The organism is Blautia marasmi (genome assembly GCF_900258535.1).
GTDB classification, from domain to species: domain Bacteria; phylum Bacillota; class Clostridia; order Lachnospirales; family Lachnospiraceae; genus Blautia; species Blautia hominis.
The window spans coordinates 765,040-787,152 of the sequence record NZ_OIWX01000001.1 but is presented as its reverse complement, the minus strand read 5'-3'; the positions used below and the strand labels follow the sequence as shown (position 1 = coordinate 787,152).

The window sequence follows — 22,113 nt, the reverse complement described above, 5'->3', positions numbered from 1 at the left end:
ATGGATTTTTACTTTAAACGGTGAAGGTATCGCATCTTTACAGGAATATTTAAAGAAATCGGAGGACAGATCATGGAATTGAAAGAACTGGTAAGCCAGGAGGCATCTCCTGCGCTGGGACCTTATTGTCATGGAAGAAAGTACGGAAATATGATCATTACCTCAGGCCAGATCCCCCTTACAAAAGACGGAGAATATGTCTACGAGATCAAGGCGGCAACAATGCTGGTGCTGCATAATCTGCTCAGTATTGTAGAAGCGGGCGGAGGATGTAAGGAAAGTGTAGCCCGGGTTGATGTGTTCATCAACAGTCTGGATGATTTTGCTGCCATGAATGAGGCTTATGCGGAATTTTTCGGAAACCATAAACCCACCAGGGTGTGTGTGCAGGTGGAAGCCCTTCCCGAAGGCGTACCTCTGGAAGCATCTATGACCGCTTTTGCGGAAGAATAAAAAGAAGATATGAAAAAGCCATAATATGAGGAGGCTTACATGAAAAGAATTGCATTGAAAGGCGGTTTGCTTATTGACGGCACCGGGGCTGCGGCGGTAAAAGACAGTCTGGTGCTTGTGGATAACGGCAGGATCACATATGCAGGCAAAGAAAAAGCAGTACCGGATGGATACCATGTAACCGATATTGCAGGCAAAACCATCATGCCGGGGTTGATTGACGCCCATCTGCATTTTTCCGGCAATCTTACGGATAATGACAGTGACTGGGTGCTGGAGGATAATATCCAGAAAGCGGTGGTGGCGGTACAGCAGTCCCGCGAATGTCTGGAGACAGGTCTGACAACGGTGGGGGAAATATCCAGGTTTGGTATCCACATTCGGAATATGATAGAGGCAGGTGTGATGAAAGGCCCAAGAGTAGTGGCCTCAGGGTTGGGATTTTGCGCCACATGCAGCCATGGGGATTCCCACAAGGTATCCATAGAGATGAATCAGGCAGCTCATCCGTGGGCGGAATGTGTGGATAGTCCCTGGGATCTAAGAAAGGCAGTGAGGCGGCGCCTCAGGGAAAATCCGGATGCCATTAAGATCTGGGCAACAGGCGGGGGCATCTGGCGCTGGGAGACAGCCATGGACCAGCATTACACCATGGAGGAAGTACAGGCAGTGGTGGATGAGTGCAATATGCGCCACATTCCTGTTTGGTCCCATTGTTTTGGAAGTGCGTACAATTCTGCGAAGGCAGGAGTTCATTTAATTATACATGGGCAGTCGCTGGATGACGAGACACTGGATATTATGGCAGAAAAGAAGATTGCTTTTTGTCCAACCATTCATTTTATGCCGGCTTGGTTTGATACGTTCCCTCCCAAATATGATCCAAAGCTCCACGACAAATATCCGGGTGATACGGTAAAAGAAAAGGAACTGAACCGCATCTATGATAATCTGAGGAAGGCAAACGCCAAAGGCATTCTCCTTACGATTGGTTCAGACTCTTTCAACTCTCAGATGACTCCTTATGGAGAGACATCGGTTGGAGAATTGTACGCATTTGTTGAAAAGGCGGGAATCAGTGAAATGGATGCCATCGTGGCGGCAACCATTAATGGTGCCAGAGCCCTCCGGGTAGATGATATCACCGGGTCTCTGGAGGAAGGAAAGAGTGCCGATCTGCTGGTCATAGACGGTGATCCGCTGGAGGATATCAGAACTATAGCAGTGGAACATATGGATGTGATCATGAAAGAAGGAGATTTTGTAATAAACAGGCTGGAGAGCCAGTAAATCCAATGCCCGGCTGCACAGTGCGGCCGGGCATAAATGATTTTGCTTAGGACGGTGAAGGTACCGATCAGATATACTTTTTCAAATAAATCATATCTACTAACTGCTGTCCTTCTTCATACATGGAGTGGTCGTAATTGTCTATAAAAAAGTTTTTTACAATGTGTGACTTTTCAAATCCGCATTTTTCGTAAAAACGGAGTATCATCGGGCTGTTGCCTGTTCCCACATATAACTCGTTGCCTGCATTTTTGTAGTGATCAGCAATATAGGAGATTAGATACTGTCCATATCCTTTCCTTTGATACTTGGGGATCGTGACGATATTTTTGATTTCATAGACGCCGGGCTGTTCTTGTGTGACAACGCAGACTGCCTTAAGGTCATGTTCCCACAAGGCAAACATATCACCGCGATACAAGTATTTTTCTATCATATTGATCTGTTCATCCGCGATAAGGAGCAAGTCCATGTAGTTAGCTTTATCGCTGTCATTGATCTTCAAAATTTCCATTGGCTGGTTTTCCTTTCCTATTTTCTATCAGTGCTACAGGATCTATTATACCTTTTCCGATTATAAATAGGGGAACATACATGGCTGTAAAAAATAAAGGTGCGGCTTTTTATTACCGTACTTCCGGAAGGGAGCAAAGTTTTAATATTTTAAAAAGTGCCGGATACGGTTATAAAAAAGTATGCAGTGCTTCGTTTTTAATTTTATCCATGCTATAATGTTACCGGACAGAAAAATTGATAATTATAAAGAAAGGGATACGGTATGGGAAAGTTTTTAAAGATTTTTTGCATGGCAGCAGTAAGTTTGATAATGCTGTCCGGGTGTGGGGAAAAACAAGAAATACCGGAGCAGCCGGAAACGGAACAGACAGAACAATCTGAAACAGAGGATACAACAATTGATAAAACAGATGGCAAAGCAGAAGGTAATGAGGCTCAAAATATTACGGAAGAAGAGATTGATTTTAGCAATGCCTTTCAGGGTATAAATGGCTGTGCGGTGCTGTACAGTCCATCAGAAAACAGATATTCCTTTTATAATAAGGCCCTTTCGGAACAAGAAGCTTCCCCCTATTCAACGTTTAAGATTGTTTCAGCGTTAATGGGATTACATAACGATATTATAACGGATGAGACCTCCACCATGAACTACAATGGAACGGAATATCCAAATCCCGAATGGAATGGGAACTTAACTTTTCAGGAAGCATTTCAAACATCCTGTATATGGTATTTTCGTCAGATCATAGATGCTGTAGGTGAAGATGAGGCGGAAAAGGAGTTAAGTGAGCTGGAATACGGCAACTGTGATATTTCAAAATGGGAGGGCAGTAATATAAATCCATACCAGGAATTAAACGGGTTCTGGTTAAATGCATCGTTGAAAATTTCACCCTTGGAGCAAGTGGCAGTTTTATCAAAAATATTTGAAGGAAAAAGTATCTATGACAGGCAGGACATTGAAATCCTTAAAAAGGTTATGCTGACGCAAGATAACGGAACACAGCAAATATATGGAAAGACCGGTTCAGGTTCTGATGGAGAGGCATGGTTTGTAGGATTTATTGAAACAGCCGAACAAAGGAGATATTTTGCCGTATATCTAAATGATGTATCACAGGAAGAACAGATTTCCGGCAGTACAGCGAAAGAGATCGCCCTAAAAATATTGGAATAGAGATAAGGGAGGATCAGAATCCTGTTTGCAGCAAATTCTGTTTGCAAGATGGAACGTGCTGCGTTTGTTTGTAATTATGAGATGAGCCACTTTGCAAAGTGGCTCATCGGATCATAAATTTTGCATATTCCGTATAATACGCTGAATGCTTTTGGGAGTTAAGAAATATTTCTCTGACAGTTCCGAGACAGCCATGCCATTTTTATAGCTGTTGTATATTTCAATGTTTCTTTCCTTGAAATATACTCTTGCATCTGTCTTTTCTCCCCATCTGCATCTTTTTGATTTTATTTTTGGAATGTATAAAACTTGCCCGTCAACATATTTCTGGATTTGTTCGACCAATTCTTGGGGCAAAACTTCCAAAGCGTGAATATAGCCCATTGTGCCCTCCTAAAATGTATTTTTTAGGACAGCAAAGGCTATTGCTATTTTGTTTTTGTGATATGCAGCAGCCTTTGCTGTGCACAATATTTTCTGCTTTTCCTTATGGTCCATCCCCCCTTTGTCTTTATATTATAGTTGAGGACTGTGTCATTTTCAAGTTGCCATAGGGAAAAACATTATGTTATAATCAAAACAGGATTCCTCTGCCTGTGCGGAGGTTATTTATGAATCAAAACAGAAGACTGGCACAACTCTTATTTAAAGATAATTTTATGTTTGGCGCAGTTATGGTAAATGAGGAAATCTGCCGTGATTTTTTGGAAATGGCAGTGGGGTTTCCCATTGAGAAAGTGGAGATCAGCAAGGAAAAAAGTATGATCTACCATCCGGAATACCGGGGGATACGGCTTGATATTATTGCAAGGGATGAAAATAAGACACATTATAATGTTGAAATGCAAGTGTCTCCAAAGTCCCATTTGGGAAAAAGAGCCAGATACTATCACAGCCAAATGGATATGGAACTGCTGCTGACCGGAGAGGACTACAGAGAACTGCCTGCAGCCTATGTGATCTTTATCTGCGATTTTGATCCCTTTGGACAGAAAAAATACCGTTATACTTTCCGGAATATCTGTGCGGAAACAGGACTGCCCGCCGCGGACGGCAGTACCACCATTTTTTTGAGTACCTGCGGAAAAAATGAGGCGGAGGTGCCTGTAAAACTTGTTAAATTCCTTAAATTTGTCAAGGCTGATCTAATAGACAGTGCCCTGGATTATCAGGATGATTTTATCCGAAAGATCCAGAAATTCATGGAACATGTCAGGAGCAGCCGGGAAATGGAGGAGAAGTTTATGTTGCTGGAAGAGTTATTGAAAGATGAGCGTGCGGAAGGTAAGCTGGAAGGGAGAGCAGAAGGCAAGGCGGAATCCATCCTGCTTCTGCTGCAGGATATAGGTTCTGTATCTGATGAACTTAGAAATAAAATCCTGAATGAGCAGGATATGGATATTCTGTTAAAATACCTGAAACTGGCTGCACGTGTGGATTCTATCGCAGATTTTGAGAAGGAAATGGATAAAATCTAAACAGCGTTTCTGAAAATAAAAAAGGATACTGCAGACCTTTGTCTGCAGTATCCTGTCTTACAAATCTATGCCGAATCAGGCATATAACAAATCCTAAAAGACTATTCAAATGACGGGCAGAGGAATCCTAACAGGAGCAGCCGGGAAATGGAGGAGAAGTTTATGTTGCTGGAAGAGTTATTGAAAGATGAGCGTGCGGAAGGAAAGGCGGAAGGCAAGGCGGAATCCATCCTGCTTCTGCTGCAGGATATAGGTTCTGTACCTGATGAACTTAGAAATAAAATCCTGAATGAGCAGGATATGGATATTCTGTTAAAATATCTGAAACTGGCGGCACGTGTGGATTCTATCGCAGAATTTGCGAAGGAAATGGATAAAATCTAAATAGCGTTTCTGAAAATAAAAAAGGATACTGCAGACCTTTGTCTGCAGCATCCTGTCTTACAAATCTATGCCGAATCAGGCATATAACAAATCCTAAAAGACTATTCAAATGTCGGGCAGAGGAATCCTAATAGCCGGTACAACACTCTACAAGTTACCCTGAAATAGGAATAGTAATATTATAACAAAACATTATCCATGGATCTTCAATAACAGGACCTGAGTTCGTGAGACAACGGATATAGTGTCTGCATCAGCCGGCTGTTCCTGCATGGTACAGCGTAAGAAGAAAGGCTTTCCTTTCTGGCAGATGAGGGCAGGAGTGTGTCTGAAACCGGACGGAAGAACATAAATATACCGTATAAAATACAAATTCTCCCCCATATTTTTTAAAAGCATTTTTTGCTACAATAAATCCATCAAGAAAAGAGGTAACAAACCGCGGAAACTGTTACGAGATGATGGAGGATAAGAAAAAATGGAGAATTTTGTTGCATCACCGGAGCGTCTGATTTTCGGAGCGCTTCTGGGATTTGCAGTGCTGCTGTTCATGATTATCAAACTGAAGGTGCAGCCGTTTCTATCAATTATGTTGTCAGCGCTGATAATCGGACTGGCAGTGGGAATGCCGTTTACCATGATCACAGACACTTTATCTGAGGGTGTGGGAACTACGCTTCAGACGATAGCTGTACTGATCGGTCTGGGTTCTATGTTCGGTGCCATTCTGCAGGTTTCCGGCGGTGTGGAGGTGATCGCCCAGACACTGCTCGATCGGTTCGGAGAAAAAAAGGCGGCCTGGGCCTTAGGGGTTACTGGCCTTATAGTGGGAATGCCGGTATTTTTTGAGTCAGGGCTTTTGATTCTAATACCGATAGCGTTCGGCATTGCAAAGAAGACCAACCGCTCTATTTTCCACTATGCCATTCCACTGCTGGCCGGTCTGGCCATCGGACATGCATTTATCCCGCCTACACCGGGGCCGGTATTGGTGGCGGAGATGTTGAACGTGGAACTGAGTTATGTGATCCTTTTAGGTATTATCATCGGTATCCCTGCTATGATCCTGGCAGGTCCTGTTTTCGGAAAATTTGCGGGGGACAGATATCATTTTCCTGTTCCGTCCTCCTTTACCCGGAATGAAAAGAAGATGGCAGAGGGAAAACTTCCTTCTTTCGGCACAGTGGTGGCCATTATTCTGCTCCCGCTGTTTCTGATCATCCTGAACACCTTGTCCTCTGTGATCCCTTTTATGAGACCGTTGAAACCGGTCCTGACATTTCTGGGAACACCGATGATCGCCCTTCTGCTGTCCACGATCACCGCGATGGTCCTTCTGGGCATACGCCACGGATACACCAGGGAGGAACTGACAAAAATCATGACTGAATCGCTGTCATCCGCCGGAAATATCCTTCTGCTGATCGCAGGCGGCGGTATGCTGCGCTTTATTCTCCAGAATTCAGGGATTGGCGAGGCGTTTGGCAATTTCGTGGGAGCGCTGCCGCTGCCTCTGGTCCTCGTGGCATTTCTGATCGCAGCAGCGGTGAGGATTTCTGTAGGTTCCGCTACTGTGTCCATGACAATGGCTGCGGGTATTATGGCATCCATGCCCGCTGTGGGGGATTTATCCCAGATTCAGCTTGCCACCATCACCATTGCCGTGGCAGCCGGCGCAACGGCATTCAGCCATGTAAATGACTCCGGTTTCTGGCTTTCCAAATCCCTTTTTGAGGTGGATGAGAAGACAAACCTGAAGACCTGGACTGTGATGGAGACTATCATAGGGATTGTAGGTATCATAGGCGCCACGATTGTTTGGTTTATTGTCCGGTAACAACTGAAAATAGATAAGAAAGAGGTAAAAGAATATGAAATTATCATTCAGATGGTATGGTGAGGAAGACAAGGTCACATTAGAAAATATCCGTCAGATTCCGGGTATGCACTCTATTGTAACAGCAGTTTACGATGTTCCTGCCGGTGAGGTCTGGAGCAGAGAGAGCATTGCAAAGCTGAAAAAACAGACAGAGGAGGCAGGCCTTCATTTTGAAGTGATCGAGAGTGTTCCGGTACATGAAGATATTAAGCTGGGCATGCCGTCCAGAGACCGCTACATTGCCAATTACTGTGAGAACATCAAAAGGCTTGCAGAGGCAGGGATTCAGTGTATCTGCTATAACTTTATGCCTGTATTTGACTGGACCAGAACACAGCTTGACCATATGCTGCCCGACGGTTCCACATCCCTCGTGTATTATCAGGAGCAGGTGGACATGGTAAATCCTCTTGCGAAAGACAGCGATTTAACGCTTCCGGGCTGGGATGCCAGCTATTCCAGGGAGGAATTAAAAAATGTTGTGGCACAATATAACAGTATGACCGAGGAGAATCTGTGGGATAATCTGCGTTACTTTCTAAAGGCCGTAATTCCCACAGCTGCTGCCTGCGGTGTGAACATGGCAATCCATGAGGATGACCCGTGCTGGAGTATTTTCGGCCTTCCTAGAATCATAACCTGTGAGGAGAATCTGGACCGTTTCCTAAAACTGGTGGATGATCCCCATAACGGTATCACCCTCTGCACCGGTTCTCTTGGCTGCAGTGCCAAAAATGATGTGGTGAAAATGGCCGGGAAATACGCGGCCATGGGAAGGATCCATTTTGTCCATGCCAGAAATGTGGCTGTTCTGGAGGATAACAGAGGATTTGAGGAGAGGGCGCATCTGTCAGCGTGCGGAAGCCTGGATATGTTCGCTATTCTGAAAGCGCTCCATGACAATGGGTTTGATGGCTATATCCGTCCGGATCACGGGCGCATGATCTGGGGAGAGACGGGAAGAGCCGGATACGGCCTGTATGACAGGGCATTGGGAGCCACATATTTAAACGGCATATGGGAGGCCCTGGAAAAAACAAACAGATAGAGAGTACGGACCGGCATAGGGGGAACAGAAGGATTTCCTGTATGCCGGTCTGTTTTTCTACTCTATAAACCTGTAGTATGATAGAATAGACATGACTGTATACTACCTATTACCTACAGAAACAGGAAACGGAGGAATCATATGAAGCATATCCGGATTTGGGCGGCCGCTCTCATCCTTGGGACCGTCTTGTGGGTGACCGGCTGCGGCGGGGAAGAGAAAGGGCAGGAAAAGTCTTTGGAGACAAGTACCGCTGAAACTGGGAATGAGAAACGGCAGGTGGCATTTGTACAGAAAAGTATGAACACGTATTTTCACCGTCTTTTGGATGCCTCTCTCAGAAATGATACGCTGGCAATGGGCTGGGAGTACAGGGAAGCGGTTGCTGACTATGACCAGATACGCCAGAATCAGCAGATGCTGAATTTCTGCGCCGGCAGCCCGGATGTGATCGTTGCCGCATCTATTGATAAGGACGGCATTAATTCCGCTATCGAACGGATCAATGAAGAGAACGTTCCGGTGGTCCTTGTAGATACGGAGTCCACAGGCGGCCAGGTAAGCCTTACTATAAACTTTGACAATTATAAAGCGGGGAAAATGGCAGCGCAGGAAATCGTCAGGCTTCTCACAGAGAAATATAAAGAGCCAAGGGGAACGGTCTGCCACGGTTACGGCAGTGAGGAGAGCAGTGCTTGGAAAGCCAGAAAACAGGGATTTGAGGACGAAATGAAAAAATATGAAAATATCCAGTGCATTCCCGCTGATATGAAGGGGGATCCCAAGGAAGCCAGAACGTGGCTTGCCGGTATTCTGGCAGAAGGCAGTCAGATTGATGCTGTCCACTGTTCCAGTGATCATCCGGCCAGAGGATTTGTGCAGGCGCTCCGGGAAGCCGGAATGTGGAAGAAGGCGGGGGAGCAGGGGCATATTATATTCGTTACCATTGACGGGGACCCATTTGCGGGAAAACAGATCCGCAGCGGATATTATGACAGCAGCGTAGTACAGGATGCCCTGGCGTACGGGGATGTGCTGGTGCAGATGCTGGAGGGGTATATCTTTACCGGGAAAGAGGTGCCTGTGGGAGAATACTTCCTGGAGGATACCTGGTTTGGCTCCTATGAAGTACAGGAGGATGAGAGAGGAAAACACGCGGTCATACCGCCTTATTATATGAACCGGGATAACGTGGAGGACCGGCGGCACTGGTACAAAAAAGCAGAGGAGCAGTGGGGCTATGCATACAATGATTCGCTGGATACGGAAACTGAAAATTGAAAAAAGACTGAGGACTTTCTTTTTCCTGGCTTCCATTGTACCGGTTTTGATCCTGGGAATCTGCAGCGCTGCAGGGTCCTATGAGGAGATGAAGGAAATGGCAGTGGATTATTCTGCCGCTATGGCGGACATCTCCCTGGGAAATATGGAGCAGCATTTCTCAAAATATTTGAGCCAGATTGAAGCTGTGGAGGAGAGCAGTGCACTTTTACAGCGGATTTCTTCCTACAACAGTGCGGACTGGGATGAAAAAAAGCAGACGGAAAATGATATGCGCCTTCTGGTCAACAGTATTTTCGGGCAGAATCAGGAGGTGGATACGGTGGAGATCAGCAGTGCTGACGGAGCAAAATTTTATTATCCCTCACCGATCACGAAAAAGGGATCCCCGCTGCTGGCAGAGACTGAGGTCCTTGATGGGCCGCTCTGGAGTTTTATCCCAAAAGAAACCGGGGCGGACAAGGAGAACTATATTGTGATCTCAAAGGCCATGAAGCCCTACGGAACCATTGTCCTGGCCCTGAAAAAGGATTATGCAGAGACGCTCTGTGAAAATGCGGGAGCGGGGAAACAGTGGAAAACGGCTATTTTTGACGGCAGCGGCGCGCTGGTGGCGGGGGAGGATGCCTTTGACAGAGCGTCAGGAGCGGATGGGGCGGTTGCCTTTACAGAACAGGGGAAGATGTTTACTTCCGGTCACGTGATTTCCTCCATGCAGTGGAAAATCGTAAATGGTGTGCCCTATTCCTATCTGTTGGACGGTGTCTATCAGCAGATCGGGGTTTTGTTCGCGCTTCTTGCAGCAGGAATTTTAGTGGTGTTTTATCTGTCAAAAATTATGACAGCCAGTATCACAGAGCCTCTGGGAAAGCTGACGAAAGCCATGGAACGCGACGGTTGGAAGGAGCTTCTGACAGATGAGGGCAGGGACGAATACCATGAGCTGATCCAGGGGTTCAATCAGATGAACGAGCGTCTGGGACATATGGGAAATGAAGTATTGCAGATGGAGTTAAAAGAGAGCCGTCTGGAACGAATAAAAAAAGAGACAGAACTGTCTGCACTGCAGAAGCAGATCAATCCCCATTTTCTCTATAACACCCTGGAGACCATATACTGGAATGGCCAGTATGAGGGAGCGGAGGAAATCAGTGATGTGGTCATTGCAGTGGGAAATTATTTCCGGACCATCATCAGCAAAGGGCAGGAGTATACAACCGTAGGGCAGGAGGCAAAGAGCGTGGAAAACTATCTGTTTCTGCAGAATCTTCGCTTTGGGGGCAGGATCAGGATATGGTGGGACATTCGGGAGGGGACAGAGGACTGCCGGGTAATGAAACTGATCCTCCAGCCGGTCATGGAGGATATGATCAATGAAGCGCTGGAAGAAAAAGCAAAGGAGATACAGTTCTGTGTGGAAGGAAAGCGGGAAGGTTCCCAGGTACGGTTTTTCATAAGCGGGGTACCACGGAACCCTACAGAAGGTTTCCGAAAGATACAGGAACTGTCGGGCTGCGGGAATGTGAATCAGCGCCTGAAGCTTTACTTTGGCCAACACTATGGTGTTACGATTGAAGAAAATGGAATCTGTATTCTGGTGCCGGTGAAAGAGGAGGAAACATGACAAAAAAATTGAGAAGCCTCTCCATAGAACGCAGGATGGTACTTTTTTTCAGTGTTCTATGCCTTATTCCGGTGCTGCTCCTGTCCTGTTTTTCTGCATGGAACCGTCAGGTCCAGTCAGAAAAAGGAGAGAAACGATTTACGCGCATGTATCTGGAACAGGGGCAGAACCAGTTGAATGCCTATCTGGCGGAGTATGAGCAGAAAGTCAGATATCTGACAGAGAACCCTGATCTGCTGGCAGATGTTTATCTGTATCACGAAAACAACCGTTACCAGGAGGAGGCCACTGCATCCAGGATAGAAAATATTCTCTACCATGCCTGCAGGGAGGAGGCATTCTTTGACTATGGGGTGATCCTGTCAGAGGATGGCAGCGTTTTTTTGAAGGGACAGAAGGAGGTGCCAAAAGCTGCCGCTTTTCAGAAGCTTGTGGAATCGGTAAGGAAAGATACAGGAGATGCACCGGTTTTCCTGACAGGGGAGGACGGGGCTGTATACCTGGCGGGACTTCTAAGCCCCGGCCTGGAGCCAGAGCAGATCACATGTCACCTGATCCTCAAATGCAATATGGATGCATTTGAGGAAATCGTAACCCTGCTGAAACGGACACAGGACCAGAGATTCTGTCTGACAGGGGAAGAGGGGCAGATTCTATTTGGTGAGGATGAGGGGGAAGAATGGGAGAAGGCAGATACCATATCCTTAAGAAACGGCTGGGAACTTTCTGTTTCCAAGAGCCGGATCTCTGCCGGAAGCCCACAAGGTGGGTTAAAATTGCTGGCTGCAGCCCTGCTTCTGTTTTCTGCATCCTGTATGTATCTGCTGGGAAAGAGCCTCACGCTTCCTCTTGGTCAGATTAGAAGGAAGATGTACCGTGCAGGCCTTGGAGAGGAGACCGGGGAGTGCAGCAACGGGGAAGAGAGGGCAGAGTTTTCTGGGGATGAGCATCATATGCTGGAACAAAAATTGACGGAAATGATTAGAAAACAGCGGGAACTGCGGGATAAGATGTATGTGAGCAGGATTGCCGAGGAGAAGATACAGATGCGCATCAAGGAGCTGGAACTGAATGCCATGCAGCAGCAGATCAATCCACATTTTCTGTTAAATGTGCTGGAGACCATTTACTGGATGGCGGAGGAAAAAGGATATGAGCAGACAGAGGAGATGATCGCTGTGCTGGGGGATTATTTCAAGCTCTGTGTCTCGACAGCCGGGGAATTCGTGACCATCAGGGAGGAGATAGAAAATGCGAAAAGCTATCTGCGGATACTTACTATCTTATATGAGAAAAACTTTGATGTCCGGTGGAAAACAGATCGGGAGATCATGGACGGCAGAACCATTAAACTGATTCTGCAGCCGGTCATAGAGAATGCGTTTGAGCATGGGATACGCAGCATGAAACAGGGCGGACATATCATAATAACTGGCCGGCGTACGGAACAAGGAGTGGAATTTTGGGTTGAGGACAATGGAAAAGGCATGACAAAAGAACGCCTAAAGGAAGTGACGGATTATATGAAGGACAGCGATTATGACCCGGCTAAAAGTGTGGGGACCAGGAATGTGAATCTGCGGATCCGCCTTTATTACGGGGATGCGTACGGTCTTTCCTATGCGTCAGAAGAGGGTGCAGGGACCAGGGCAGTCATAAAGATCCCCTGGGAGACAGGGGCATGTGTGCAGGGACAGGAGGCCATCAGAAACGAATATGGGAACTAACAGGAGGCTTAGAAAAAATGTATAAGATCATTTTGGTGGAGGACGAAGCCATCATCCGCCGTGGGATCAAAAGAGGCGTCAAATGGGAGGAACAGGGGTTTGAGATAGCAGCCGAGGCGGAGGACGCGGAGGAAGCACTGAGGCTTTTGCAGGAGATGCCTGTTGACGTGGTGCTCACTGATGTCAAGATGCCCGGAATGAACGGCGTGGAGCTTTCTAGAAAAGTGAAGGAACAGTACCCGCAGACGGAAATCGTCATACTGAGCGGCTTTGCTGAATTTGAATATGCGAAAGCGGCAGTTTCTTTCGGTGCCTTTGAATATATGGTAAAGCCTGTGAGAAAGCAGGAAATTGAAGCTGTATTTTACAGGCTGAAGGAAAAACTGGACCGGCGCTTCCGGGAACAGGCAGAGGAACAGCGCCGTATGCTGGTGCTGAATGAGGGAATGGAAAAGCTCAGGGAAGCGCTTCTTCTGGAACTTCTGGAAGGCGAGAGGAAAGCCTATACAAACCTGGAGGAGGAGATCATGCGTCTGGAGCTGGAACTCTCCACCCGGAATGTGCAGGCCGCCGTCATACGGATTGCCCATCCGCAGGATGCGGATGCAGATGAGGTCAGGCAGACATACCGGAAAATCCTGGAGGAATGTATTCCCCAGGGGATTTTTGTGCTTCGCGATATACAGGAGATCATCCTCATTTTTTCCGAAGTGGAGGAGCTAAGGGAAGCCGAGTTGGTCAAAGATCTGGAGAGGACAGCAAAGAGGATAAAAGAGGAATGCTTCAAAGAGGCCAGTCCCCAGGTGCGTGTGGGAATAGGAATGGTATATCCCTCCATCACCCACCTGCATAAATCCTTTGTCCAGTCAAAAAAAGCGATTGATTCTAATTTTCATGAGGCAGGGCAGGTGGTGAATGTCTTTGGGGACGGCATTGAGTATGAGTTTGAAAAACAGTGGATTCAGGAATATCCCAGGGAGATAAGCAGCATCACAGAACTGGTACTGGCCGGAAGGGAGGAGGATGTAAAGTCTTCCATAGATCAGATGTTCACAGAGTTCGAGGACAAAAAAATGAACCCGGAGCTTATAAAAAACTATTGCTATGTCCTGGGGATCATGCTCAAAAATGCTGTATACGGCATTCTGAAGCCTGCACAGGAGCAGTGCTACCCGGACGGTTCTTTTGAGACAAGAGTCAAAAATGTCCTATCCATGGAGGAACTAAGGGAGATCATGCAGAGGGCAGCCCGCGGCATGGTACTCATGATGAAGAAAAACGGTGTGGAGGAGCCGGCCAGGGACAGGCTTGTGATCGAGCAGGCAAAGGCTTATATTGCGGAAAACTACAGCAGGAAGATCTCTCTGGATGAAATATGCCAAAACCTCTATCTGTCCACCACCTATTTTTCCTATATCTTCAAACAGGAGACAGGCCGGAATTACATGGAATACCTGACCAGTCTCCGGATGGAGAAAGCAAAAGAACTGCTCAGCACCACCACAAATAAGGTGTATGAGATCGCGGGGGATGTGGGGTACAGTGATTATAAATATTTCACCGGGCAGTTTAAGAAATATACGGGGATGTCACCGAAAGACTACAGGGCAGGAGGAAATCATATATAGTAACAGCAAAATCCTTATAGAAACCAGTACAATGCCGTAAGATGACATCCTACTGGTTTCTATAAGTTTCCGATCAGGATCGTAATGGTAAATCTGTCATCCGTATAAGAGATATCCATATCTCCCGCATATTTTTCCACCATATCACGGACATTCTGCACACCGAATCCGTGGAGGGTCTTGTCCGTTTTTTCTGTCACGTAACGGTTCTTTTTTACCGTGATGGGATTTCTTTTGGAATTGGAGATTTCGTAGCTGAAATATCCTTTATCATATCTGGCTTTCAGGGATATCTGCCGTTTGGAGGTATCCTGAATTTTTTCGCAGGCCTCAATGGCATTATCCAGAGTATTGGAAAAAAGGGAACAGAGACTGATATCATCAATGCCCAAAAGTCCGTCTATGGAGATATTGAAAAAACAGTCAACCTTATTTTCCAAAGCAGTGTTATACTTGCTGTTCAGCACAGCGTTGACAATACTGTTCTTACAGAAAATACGGTTGTTTACAGTCAGTTCCCCGGAAAGTTCCCGGAAATATTTCTCCGCCCCATGAAAATCCCGGTTTTGGATAAAAGAATAAATCACACTCAGGTGGTTTTTCATGTCATGGCGGATCTTTCGGACCGTCTTCTGGTTTTCTTCCAGTTCTTCATAGTAGGACTGCTGGTACTTTAAGTTCTGCATTTCCATATTGCTTTTTATGGTTTTGGCCACATAAGAAGTCAGATAGAGTGCTCCCATACTGGTTAGGAAACAGGCAATGCAGGCAGGGTAGGAAGTGTAGGCTCTGTCCATAGGTGAGTAGTATATGAAGGTGATCAGTCCCACTGCAGAGGCCAGGCTGATAATGTCTATCACCAGCCACATGCGCACAGTCAGTTCCCTGACATGGGGAATCCATTTGCGGCTCAGCCTCCATATGAGATACCATGCAGGTATGCGCAGATAGATGGTGAGGGTGTGCAGGACTGTCTGGGCAGTAAGCGACATATCCTGGTTCATATCCCAAATTTGGTAACCGATGTTCTCAGTCAAAAAGTTCAGGGATATCAGTATGGGATAGATCACGATACAGACGGACAGGCGTTCCAGCAAGGTCCCTTTAAACATGATCAGCAAATATATTATAAAAAGCAGCAGAACACCTACGGTTCCCGTCATTTCTTCAGGGTATATATAGGGCTGCGATAAAGATGGCAGGATCAGGAAGGACAGCAGAGTAAACCACTTTTTATTGCTCCGCGGTGTGAGAAATCTGCGCAGGAGAAGAAAAAGAAAGATCACATAAGCGCAGGTTCCGGTAAAGTTACATAAATATTCCAGTAGGGAGATTGATTGGGATGTCATATGGTCCTCCTAGTGTGTATAAGCAGATGCAGAATAAGAAACAAATGTATTCCTGATCTGTAATGTCTGATGGGAATACATAGTTGCTTATCAATCCAGCATATATTTTGCAAATGCGATTGCCAGCTCCTGTTTGCAGGAACGGCTGACAGGCAGTTCTTCCTCCCCGATCAGCACAGAATTTCCTTGTAAGGACTGCACGTATTTCAGATTCACAAGATAACGGTTATGTATTCTCACAAAATGATCGGGAAGCTCTGTCTCCAAATCAGAAAGTTTTCCATAGAATGTATACTGGTCTTCCGGGGTTACGGCATTTACAGACCGCTTATCACTGGAAAAATATAGGGTCTGATTAAGCGGAAGGCGCAGTCTCTGGCCTTTAGACTCCACAAGATAATACTTTTCCGTATCTTTACCTAACCGTTCCAGGGCAGTGTGCAGCACAGAGACGATCTTTTCCCTCTGATACGGCTTCAATATATAGTTAAGAGCCTGCACCTCATACCCCTGGAACACAAAGTCAGGATAAGAGGTGACGAAAATGATCTCCGGCGCAGAAGTCCTTTTCCTTATCTCCCGGGCAGTTGCCACGCCGTCCAAATCCTTCATCTCAATATCCAGGAATATTATATCAAAAGCAGAATCATTCAGCGCCCGGACCAGCGCTTCACCGCAGTCAAATTCCGCAATTTTAAACGTCTCTCCGCACAGATCCAATTCTGTCTCCAGAACCTTTCTCAAATCATTGCGCAGTGCTCTCTCATCATCACAAATTACCAGATTCAGCATAAGTCAGTGATCCTTTCGGTTTTGCCAAAATGTTAATGATATAGTATAAAATTTAAGGGGGGACTTGATTTCTCGCATCCCCCGGTGTATAATCAACTCAAGAAAGGCAATCAGATGTAAGATCTGATACCCTCGGTGGAATATAATCTATTAGAAATAGCATCCAACTTTCTCAGGGCGGGATGCTATTTCTTTTTGTCGTTATGCTGATCTATGTAAGTCAGGGCCGCAAAAATCACAAGCAGTAATGTTAATACTTCAAGTGTATTCATTGGCATCACCCTCCTTCGTAAAAACTAGAGGGTGTAAGAAATTGCATCCGCTGTTCCTTGAGTGATCACCTGTTTAGTATACCATAGGTTGTTTTATGCGGCAACATAATTAACACCTGTTTTAAGCAACTTAATATTGCATATATGCAAATCTATAGTTGCAAAATCCGATTCATCATATTATCCATATCTGTCCAAAAACTTGCCAGACCCCATTTTCCCTTGCAGCTATCCGGTAGGTATTTATTCAAAGCAAATTCCCTGCCCATATTATAAAGAATACATGTCGAATATTGTCATATATAACGAACCCAACCTTAAAAATTTCAATGCATATAAAAAAATATTCTATGTTTTATTCATTAAATATCAGATATACTGTCAATATCAACAAAGAACACGAAAAAGAGAGTGTTAAAGGAAAAGGAGAAAACAGCTATGAAGAAAAAAATTGTTTTACTCACTATGGCAGTATTGTTTGGACTTTCAGCTACCGCATGTGGTTCTGATAATGCGGAACCGAGCAGCACAGACACAACAAAACAGGAAGATAAAAAGGAACCGGCAGCCGAAGCGTCAGACGTGGCAAATAAGGATAAACCATTAGTGTGGTTTAACCGTCAGCCATCCAACAGTTCAACCGGGGCACTTGATATGGCAGCTCTGACTTATAATGACGATACATATTATGTGGGATTTGACGCAAACCAGGGTGCTGAGCTTCAGGGCCAGATGGTAAAAGAGTATATAGAGAATAACATTGACAAGATCGACCGCAACGGTGACGGTGTCATCGGCTATGTTCTGGCGATCGGTGATATCGGACATAATGACTCCATCGCGCGTACAAGAGGTGTTCGTAAAGCCCTTGGCACAGGCGTTGAGAAAGACGGCGACATCAACAGTGAACCGGTGGGAACAAACTCAGACGGCTCAGCGTCAGCCGTACAGGACGGTTCCATCGAAGCAGGCGGAAAGACCTATACCATCCGTGAGCTGGCTTCCCAGGAGATGAAGAACTCCGCAGGCGCTACATGGGATGCGGCGACAGCAGGCAACGCCATTGGCACATGGGCATCCTCTTTCGGCGAAGAAATTGATGTGGTTGTTTCCAATAATGACGGTATGGGCATGTCCATGTTCAATGCATGGTCAAAAGACAACACAGTACCTACCTTTGGTTATGACGCAAACAACGACGCAGTTGCTGCCATCGCAGAAGGCTACGGCGGAACGATCAGCCAGCACGCTGATGTGCAGGCATATCTGACACTCCGCGTTCTCCGCAACGCATTAGACGGGGTAGACATTGATACAGGTATCGGTACCGCCGACGAAGCCGGCAATGTACTGGGTGAGGACGTATATGTGTACAAAGAGGACGAACGTTCCTACTACGCACTGAATGTTGCAGTTACTGCTGACAATTACAAAGACTTTACAGACTCAACAAAAGTTTACGAGCCGGTTTCAACCCAGCTTGACGAAAGCGCACATGCAACCAAGAAGGTATGGCTGGATATCTACAATGCTTCCGATAACTTCCTGAGCTCAACATATCAGCCGCTTCTTCAGAACTATGATGATCTTCTCAACCTGGATGTAGATTACATCGGCGGTGACGGACAGACAGAGTCCAACATTACAAACCGTCTGGGAAATCCGAGCCAGTACGATGCATTTGCGATCAACATGGTTAAGACAGACAACGCAGCTTCTTATACCTCTTTACTTAATCAGTAAATGACTGTGAAGGTAAGAAACAGTTACCGTTGAAATAAGACAATTAGGGAGAAGAAATTCTCCCTAATTGTTTGAATACTAGTATACAGGAGTAAAAATATATGGAAGATAAGAAAGATGATATCGTCTTATCCATACGCGGTATGAGCAAGTCCTTTGGCCGGAACAGGGTTCTGGACCACATCAACCTGGATGTGAAGCGGGGAACGGTCATGGGGCTTATGGGTGAGAATGGTGCCGGTAAGTCCACAATGATGAAGTGTCTTTTCGGTACCTATCAGAAGGATGAGGGCAATATCTTCCTTGAGGGCAGGGAAGTGAGCTTTTCCGGACCGAAAGATGCTCTTGAAAACGGAATCGCCATGGTTCACCAGGAATTGAACCAGTGTCTGGAAAGAAATGTGATCGATAATCTGTTCCTTGGCCGTTATCCCACCAATTCCATGGGGGTCATTGATGAGGGCAGAATGAAAAAGGAAGCTTCTGAGCTTTTTAGAAAGCTGGGCATGACGGTAAATCTTACCCAGTCCATGCGGCACATGTCTGTATCACAGCGGCAGATGTGCGAGATCGCCAAGGCCATTTCCTATAATTCCAAAGTGATCGTTCTCGATGAACCCACCTCCTCCCTGACCGTGCAGGAAGTGGATAAACTCTTCGAGATGATGCGGATGCTGAAGGAGCAGGGGATTTCCCTGATATACATTTCTCATAAAATGGATGAGATTTTTGAGATCTGTGATGAGATATCCGTGCTCCGGGATGGTAATTTGGTTATGACGAAACGCTCCGAAGACACAGATATGAATGAACTTATTGCGGCTATGGTGGGCCGTTCTCTGGAAAACAGATTTCCGCCGGTGGACAATACACCAAAGGATGTGATTCTGTCTATCCAGCATCTGTCAACAAAGTTTGAACCTCATTTGCAGGACATTTCTTTTGACGTAAAAGAAGGAGAGATCTTCGGCTTGTACGGATTGGTGGGAGCCGGGCGTACGGAACTTCTGGAAACCATCTTCGGTGTCCGCACCAGGGCGGCGGGACGTGTTTATTTTAATGACCGTCTCATGAATTTCGGCAGTGCAAAGGAAGCCATGGAACATGGATTTGCCATGATCACAGAGGAGCGGAAAGCCAACGGACTTTTCCTGAAAGGTGATCTTACGTTCAATACTACCATTGCAAATCTGGAACAGTATAAGTCCGGGCTGGCCCTTTCTGATTCTAAGATGATAAAAGCCACGTCCAATGAGATTAAGATCATGCATACAAAGTGTATGGGCCCGGAGGATATGATCTCAAGCCTTTCCGGAGGGAATCAGCAAAAAGTTATTTTCGGCAAATGGCTGGAGCGAGGTCCCCAGATCTTTATGATGGATGAGCCTACAAGGGGTATTGATGTGGGCGCAAAATATGAAATATATGAGCTGATCATCAATATGGCAAAACAGGGCAAGACCATTATTGTTGTCTCATCTGAGATGCCGGAGATCTTGGGGATCACCAACCGTATTGGTGTGATGTCAAACGGACATCTTTCCGGAATTGTTAATACTAAAGAGACGAACCAGGAAGAGCTTTTAAGGCTCAGCGCAAAATACTTATAATGAGGGAGATGGATGGATATGGCGAAAGGAAACAGTAAGATTCTTACGGCTGAACAGGAAATACAGCTGCGTCAGCCAATCGAGGATTATGTCGGTAAGATTCAGACAAAGATCGACAGCCTCAGAGTGGATGGAATAGACAAAGTTATCTCTCTTCAGAATAAAATTGACAGTGTAAAGAGAGACCGCAATTTTACAAAAGAAGAGAAGGAAGCCGAGATCGCAAAAATCCGGACAGAGCTGGAAAAGGCAAAAACGGTTGATGCGAAACACAAAGATGAGATTTCAAAATTGATCTCTGACGCGGAAGCTTACCTCAAAGAGCATTTTGACAGGGACTATTATCTGCCGGTCAAAGAAAGCTGTGAGCAGGAAAAAGCAGCCGTTCAGGAGAAGCACCGCAGAAGGATTGCGGAATTGGAAAAACAGCATCAGGAGATCATGTCAAAACTTACGGACCATCAGGAAATAAAAGATGAGAAGTATGTTTATAAGAACCGGCTGTTTGACGCAAAAATGCAGTTGGAAAAAGATCTGCAGCAGGTAAAAGACAGAAGGCATATGGCATACAATTATAAATATCATCTGATCGATATGCTTCGTATGTCAAAATTCACCTTTATCGAGTCCAGGGCACAGAAGTGGGAAAATTATAAATATACATTCAACCGCAGGGCATTTCTTCTTGCGAACGGTTTGTATATTGCCATTATCCTGATCTTTATTATGCTGTGTGCCATTACTCCGGTGGTGAAAAATGTTCCTCTGCTTACCTATAATAATGTCCTGAATATTCTTCAGCAGGCATCTCCCCGTATGTTCCTGGCATTGGGTGTTGCCGGCCTGATCCTCCTTACCGGTACAGACCTTTCCATTGGACGTATGGTTGGTATGGGCATGACAACTGCAACGATCATCATGCATCAGGGTATTAATACAGGGGCGGTCTTCGGACATGTGTTTGACTTTACGAGTATGCCGATTGGGGTTAGGGTGATCCTGGCACTGGTAGTATGTATTGTATTATGTACATTTTTTACGGCCATTGCAGGTTTCTTTACTGCCAGATTTAAAATGCATCCCTTTATTTCCACTATGGCCAATATGCTGGTCATCTTCGGACTTGTCACATACGCTACGAAAGGTGTGTCATTCGGTGCCATTGAACCTACGATCCCAAACATGATCATTCCCAAAGTAAACGGCTTCCCCACTATTATCGTCTGGGCAGTGGCAGCCATTGCGATCGTCTGGTTCATTTGGAATAAAACAACATTTGGCAAAAACCTGTATGCTGTGGGAGGCAACCCGGAAGCAGCAGCAGTTTCCGGTATTTCCGTATTCGGTGTAACGGTTGGCGCGTTTATCCTGGCAGGTATTCTTTATGGGTTCGGTTCCTGGCTGGAATGTGCCAGAATGGTTGGCTCCGGTTCCGCAGCATACGGACAGGGCTGGGAGATGGATGCCATTGCAGCCTGCGTAGTTGGCGGTGTTTCCTTTACCGGTGGTATTGGTAAGATTTCAGGTGTAGTGGTGGGTGTAATGATCTTTACGGCACTTACATACTCGCTCACCATTCTTGGTATTGATACAAACCTTCAGTTTGTATTTGAAGGTATCATTATCATCGCGGCGGTGACACTGGACTGTCTGAAATATGTTCAGAAAAAATAATTAAGAATGATTTTCAAAAGGGTCAGAAGCAGTTCTGGCCCTTTTGATGTATTTGGGTTACGGCTCACAGGCCACTGTTCCGGGATGGGAGTTCCGGTACCAGATCTGTGATAGGAGTAGACTGATTACGGCTCACAGGCCACTGTAAAGGGCAGAACTGTGCACCGCGAAGTGCGTTACTGTGCAAA

General features: G+C 45.8%; 19 protein-coding genes. 15 read left to right on the top strand and 4 right to left on the bottom strand.

Features of this window, described 5'->3' with window-relative positions:
* Positions 1–72 precede the first annotated feature (72 nt).
* Together C6P39_RS03340 and C6P39_RS03335 are read left to right on the top strand one after the other, a co-directional pair.
* The gene (locus C6P39_RS03340; RefSeq protein WP_095173326.1) at positions 73–453 is read left to right on the top strand and encodes a RidA family protein; all 381 of its coding nucleotides are present in this window, start codon (positions 73–75) and stop codon (positions 451–453) included.
* Between the two features lie 39 nt (positions 454–492).
* Positions 493–1,743: a metal-dependent hydrolase family protein gene (locus C6P39_RS03335; RefSeq protein ID WP_104802820.1), complete on the top strand. Its 1,251-nt coding sequence runs from the start codon at positions 493–495 to the stop codon at positions 1,741–1,743.
* Positions 1,744–1,810: 67 nt separating this feature from the next.
* Here the strand turns inward: C6P39_RS03335 and C6P39_RS03330 are convergent, their stop codons facing one another.
* Entirely contained in the window at positions 1,811–2,257 is a 447-nt protein-coding gene (locus C6P39_RS03330; protein WP_104802819.1) for a GNAT family N-acetyltransferase, read from the bottom strand.
* A gap of 80 nt (positions 2,258–2,337) precedes the next feature.
* On the opposite strand from C6P39_RS03330, the gene C6P39_RS27380 reads away from it, so the two are divergent.
* Positions 2,338–2,475 carry a hypothetical protein gene (locus C6P39_RS27380; protein ID WP_156087466.1) on the top strand — a complete coding sequence of 46 codons (138 nt, stop codon included), beginning with the start codon at positions 2,338–2,340 and terminating at the stop codon, positions 2,473–2,475.
* A 283-nt stretch (positions 2,476–2,758) separates the two neighbouring features.
* Entirely contained in the window at positions 2,759–3,436 is a 678-nt protein-coding gene (locus C6P39_RS03325) for a penicillin-binding transpeptidase domain-containing protein (protein WP_242986890.1), read from the top strand.
* A 111-nt stretch (positions 3,437–3,547) separates the two neighbouring features.
* Here C6P39_RS03325 and C6P39_RS03320 read toward each other — a convergent pair whose 3' ends face one another.
* Positions 3,548–3,820, bottom strand: a complete 273-nt coding sequence (locus C6P39_RS03320; RefSeq protein ID WP_104802817.1) for a CD3324 family protein — start codon at positions 3,818–3,820, stop codon at positions 3,548–3,550.
* 227 nt (positions 3,821–4,047) lie between these two features.
* On the opposite strand from C6P39_RS03320, the gene C6P39_RS03315 reads away from it, so the two are divergent.
* The 8 genes from C6P39_RS03315 to C6P39_RS03275 all read left to right on the top strand — a co-directional run bounded on the left by C6P39_RS03315 (position 4,048) and on the right by C6P39_RS03275 (position 14,485).
* Positions 4,048–4,914, top strand: a complete 867-nt coding sequence (locus C6P39_RS03315; RefSeq protein WP_104802816.1) for an Rpn family recombination-promoting nuclease/putative transposase — start codon at positions 4,048–4,050, stop codon at positions 4,912–4,914.
* A 147-nt stretch (positions 4,915–5,061) separates the two neighbouring features.
* Positions 5,062–5,298, top strand: a complete 237-nt coding sequence (locus tag C6P39_RS03310; RefSeq protein WP_207657106.1) for a hypothetical protein — start codon at positions 5,062–5,064, stop codon at positions 5,296–5,298.
* A 478-nt stretch (positions 5,299–5,776) separates the two neighbouring features.
* Entirely contained in the window at positions 5,777–7,135 is a 1,359-nt protein-coding gene (locus C6P39_RS03300; protein ID WP_095173333.1) for a GntP family permease, read from the top strand.
* A 34-nt stretch (positions 7,136–7,169) separates the two neighbouring features.
* Positions 7,170–8,225, top strand: coding sequence for a mannonate dehydratase (uxuA, locus tag C6P39_RS03295; protein WP_104802814.1), 1,056 nt, complete (start codon positions 7,170–7,172; stop codon positions 8,223–8,225).
* Positions 8,226–8,366: 141 nt separating this feature from the next.
* Positions 8,367–9,506, top strand: a complete 1,140-nt coding sequence (locus C6P39_RS03290) for a sugar ABC transporter substrate-binding protein (RefSeq protein WP_104802813.1) — start codon at positions 8,367–8,369, stop codon at positions 9,504–9,506.
* On the top strand, positions 9,466–11,130 hold the full coding sequence (locus C6P39_RS03285) for a sensor histidine kinase (protein WP_104802812.1): 1,665 nt from the start codon (positions 9,466–9,468) through the stop codon (positions 11,128–11,130). The genes C6P39_RS03290 and C6P39_RS03285 overlap by 41 nt, the downstream gene beginning before the upstream one ends.
* Positions 11,127–12,857, top strand: coding sequence for a sensor histidine kinase (locus C6P39_RS03280; protein ID WP_104802811.1), 1,731 nt, complete (start codon positions 11,127–11,129; stop codon positions 12,855–12,857). Before C6P39_RS03285 ends, C6P39_RS03280 begins: the two co-directional genes overlap by 4 nt.
* 17 nt (positions 12,858–12,874) lie before the next feature.
* A complete protein-coding gene (locus C6P39_RS03275; RefSeq protein WP_158661447.1) occupies positions 12,875–14,485 on the top strand; it encodes a response regulator in 1,611 nt (536 codons plus the stop codon).
* A 59-nt stretch (positions 14,486–14,544) separates the two neighbouring features.
* Here C6P39_RS03275 and C6P39_RS03270 read toward each other — a convergent pair whose 3' ends face one another.
* Positions 14,545–15,834 carry a sensor histidine kinase gene (locus C6P39_RS03270; protein WP_095173339.1) on the bottom strand — a complete coding sequence of 430 codons (1,290 nt, stop codon included), beginning with the start codon at positions 15,832–15,834 and terminating at the stop codon, positions 14,545–14,547.
* Between the two features lie 90 nt (positions 15,835–15,924).
* Entirely contained in the window at positions 15,925–16,626 is a 702-nt protein-coding gene (locus C6P39_RS03265; RefSeq protein ID WP_104802809.1) for a LytR/AlgR family response regulator transcription factor, read from the bottom strand.
* A 710-nt stretch (positions 16,627–17,336) separates the two neighbouring features.
* Here C6P39_RS03265 and C6P39_RS03260 point away from each other — a divergent pair.
* The 3 genes from C6P39_RS03260 to C6P39_RS03250 all read left to right on the top strand — a co-directional run bounded on the left by C6P39_RS03260 (position 17,337) and on the right by C6P39_RS03250 (position 21,925).
* Entirely contained in the window at positions 17,337–18,641 is a 1,305-nt protein-coding gene (locus tag C6P39_RS03260) for a substrate-binding domain-containing protein (RefSeq protein WP_095173347.1), read from the top strand.
* A 101-nt stretch (positions 18,642–18,742) separates the two neighbouring features.
* The gene (locus tag C6P39_RS03255; protein WP_104802808.1) at positions 18,743–20,251 is read left to right on the top strand and encodes a sugar ABC transporter ATP-binding protein; all 1,509 of its coding nucleotides are present in this window, start codon (positions 18,743–18,745) and stop codon (positions 20,249–20,251) included.
* 18 nt (positions 20,252–20,269) lie between these two features.
* The gene (locus C6P39_RS03250; RefSeq protein WP_104805842.1) at positions 20,270–21,925 is read left to right on the top strand and encodes an ABC transporter permease subunit; all 1,656 of its coding nucleotides are present in this window, start codon (positions 20,270–20,272) and stop codon (positions 21,923–21,925) included.
* Positions 21,926–22,113 lie beyond the last annotated feature (188 nt).

Coding starts and splice junctions, on each gene's coding strand:
- C6P39_RS03285 (WP_104802812.1), top strand. CDS start 9,466: ATGCATACAATGATTCGCTGGATACGGAAACTGAAAATTGAAAAAAGA.
- C6P39_RS03250 (WP_104805842.1), top strand. CDS start 20,270: ATGGCGAAAGGAAACAGTAAGATTCTTACGGCTGAACAGGAAATACAG.
- C6P39_RS03275 (WP_158661447.1), top strand. CDS start 12,875: ATGTATAAGATCATTTTGGTGGAGGACGAAGCCATCATCCGCCGTGGG.
- C6P39_RS03340 (WP_095173326.1), top strand. CDS start 73: ATGGAATTGAAAGAACTGGTAAGCCAGGAGGCATCTCCTGCGCTGGGA.
- C6P39_RS03330 (WP_104802819.1), bottom strand. CDS start 2,257: ATGGAAATTTTGAAGATCAATGACAGCGATAAAGCTAACTACATGGAC.
- C6P39_RS03315 (WP_104802816.1), top strand. CDS start 4,048: ATGAATCAAAACAGAAGACTGGCACAACTCTTATTTAAAGATAATTTT.
- C6P39_RS03290 (WP_104802813.1), top strand. CDS start 8,367: ATGAAGCATATCCGGATTTGGGCGGCCGCTCTCATCCTTGGGACCGTC.
- C6P39_RS27380 (WP_156087466.1), top strand. CDS start 2,338: ATGGCTGTAAAAAATAAAGGTGCGGCTTTTTATTACCGTACTTCCGGA.
- uxuA (WP_104802814.1), top strand. CDS start 7,170: ATGAAATTATCATTCAGATGGTATGGTGAGGAAGACAAGGTCACATTA.
- C6P39_RS03255 (WP_104802808.1), top strand. CDS start 18,743: ATGGAAGATAAGAAAGATGATATCGTCTTATCCATACGCGGTATGAGC.
- C6P39_RS03335 (WP_104802820.1), top strand. CDS start 493: ATGAAAAGAATTGCATTGAAAGGCGGTTTGCTTATTGACGGCACCGGG.
- C6P39_RS03320 (WP_104802817.1), bottom strand. CDS start 3,820: ATGGGCTATATTCACGCTTTGGAAGTTTTGCCCCAAGAATTGGTCGAA.
- C6P39_RS03265 (WP_104802809.1), bottom strand. CDS start 16,626: ATGCTGAATCTGGTAATTTGTGATGATGAGAGAGCACTGCGCAATGAT.
- C6P39_RS03280 (WP_104802811.1), top strand. CDS start 11,127: ATGACAAAAAAATTGAGAAGCCTCTCCATAGAACGCAGGATGGTACTT.
- C6P39_RS03260 (WP_095173347.1), top strand. CDS start 17,337: ATGAAGAAAAAAATTGTTTTACTCACTATGGCAGTATTGTTTGGACTT.
- C6P39_RS03270 (WP_095173339.1), bottom strand. CDS start 15,834: ATGACATCCCAATCAATCTCCCTACTGGAATATTTATGTAACTTTACC.
- C6P39_RS03310 (WP_207657106.1), top strand. CDS start 5,062: ATGGAGGAGAAGTTTATGTTGCTGGAAGAGTTATTGAAAGATGAGCGT.
- C6P39_RS03300 (WP_095173333.1), top strand. CDS start 5,777: ATGGAGAATTTTGTTGCATCACCGGAGCGTCTGATTTTCGGAGCGCTT.